The sequence below is a fragment of the Bradyrhizobium sp. SZCCHNS3002 genome (assembly GCF_032377435.1).
Lineage (GTDB): Bacteria > Pseudomonadota > Alphaproteobacteria > Rhizobiales > Xanthobacteraceae > Bradyrhizobium.
Map to the genome: position 1 here is coordinate 1 of NZ_JAUHHY010000037.1, position 1,601 is coordinate 1,601.

The window sequence follows — 1,601 nt, forward strand, 5'->3', positions numbered from 1 at the left end:
CTCGATGGCCTGGTGCAGCACCGCTTCGACCTGTCGCGCGACCTGCCGCTGCATGCGGTGCTGGTGCGGCTCGCTCCCGAGCGCCATGTGCTCGCGGTGGTCATCCATCACATCGCCTTCGACGGCTGGTCGTCCGGCATCTTCTTCGGCGAGCTGGCGCGGCTGTATGCGGCCGCCCGCAACGGCACGGTTGCGAAGCTGCCCGAACTGCCGATGCACTATGCCGACTACGCACTGTGGCATCGCCAGCTGCTCGCCGATCCCAACGGTCCGATTCCGCGCGAGCTCGCCTACTGGCGCACGGCGCTCGCCGATGCGCCGGCGCGGCTCGAACTGCCGCTCGACCTGCCGCGGCCGGCGACGCCGCGCCATCCCGCGGGCTTCGTGCATCTGCGCCACGAGGCCGGCGAGGTCGCAGCCTGGGAGGCGCTCGCGCGACGCCATGGCGTCACCCTGTTCATGGTGCTGCACGCCGCCTTCGCCACCGTGCTGGCGCGCTGGAGCGGCAGCGACGACATCAGCATCGGCACCCCCATCGCCAACCGCACCCGCCGCGAGTTCGAAGGCCTGATCGGCTTCTTCGTCAACACGCTGGTGCTGCGGCTGCGCCTCAGTGATGATCCGACATTGGCCGAGCTGCTCGCGCGCGTGCGCGAGACCGATCTCGCCGCCTTTGCGCACCAGACCCTGCCGTTCGAGCAACTGGTCGAGGAGCTGCAGCCGCAGCGCCAGCTCGGCATCAGCCCGCTGTTCCAGGCGATGCTGGCGCTGCAGAACGCCGCCGCCTTCCGCGCCCCCGACATGCCCGGCCTCACGACGCTGATGCATCCGCCGGAGCCCGGTGTCGCCAAGTTCGCGCTGACCCTGTCGCTGCAGCCGACCGCCGACGGCGGCCTCGAAGGCATTCTCGAATACGACGCCGAGATGTTCGCGCCCGCCAGCATGGCGCGGCTGGCCGGCCATGTCGCAACCCTGCTTCGCGCGATGGCGAGGGCCGACGGCGCGGCGAGGCTCAGCAGCCTCGCGATGCTCGGCGCCGACGAACGGCGCCAGCTACAAACGTGGAATGCGACGGCTGCGCCGCGTGTTGTCGACGAGACCATTCTCGATCTGCTCGATGCGGCCGCGCGTGACCATGCCGACCGGCCTGCGATCATCCACGCCGGCGGCGAGATCAGCTATGCCGAGCTGCACCGCCGCGCCGATCATCTCGCGGGACACCTCGCCGCTCGCATTCCCACGACCAACGCACTGATCGGCATTGCGCTGAACCGCGGGCCGGAGCTGATCGTCGCGATCCTCGCCGTGCTCAAGGCCGGCCACGCCTATGTGCCGCTCGATCCGGCCTATCCGGCCGAGCGGCTGCGCGTCATGGCCGGGGACGCCCGGCTGCAACTGGTGCTGACCGACGGCAGCACCGCCGCATTGCCCGACGATCTCGCGCAGCTCCGGCTCGACGATCCCGCGCTGCTGCAACCGCCGCCGGCGTGGCCGCGGCGTGGTCCGCTGCCCGACGACCTCGCTTACGTCATCTTCACCTCCGGCTCCACCGGCCGCCCCAAGGGCGTCGCCATCCCGCAGCGCGGCCTCGTCAATCTCGT

Annotated in this window: 1 protein-coding gene; it reads left to right on the top strand. The window is 70.8% G+C overall.

The genetic code is table 11. The annotated features are described in order from the left end of the window. The coding region (locus QW845_RS34085) for a non-ribosomal peptide synthetase (protein WP_315805881.1) at window positions 1-1,601 on the top strand (1,601 nt) is incomplete at both ends.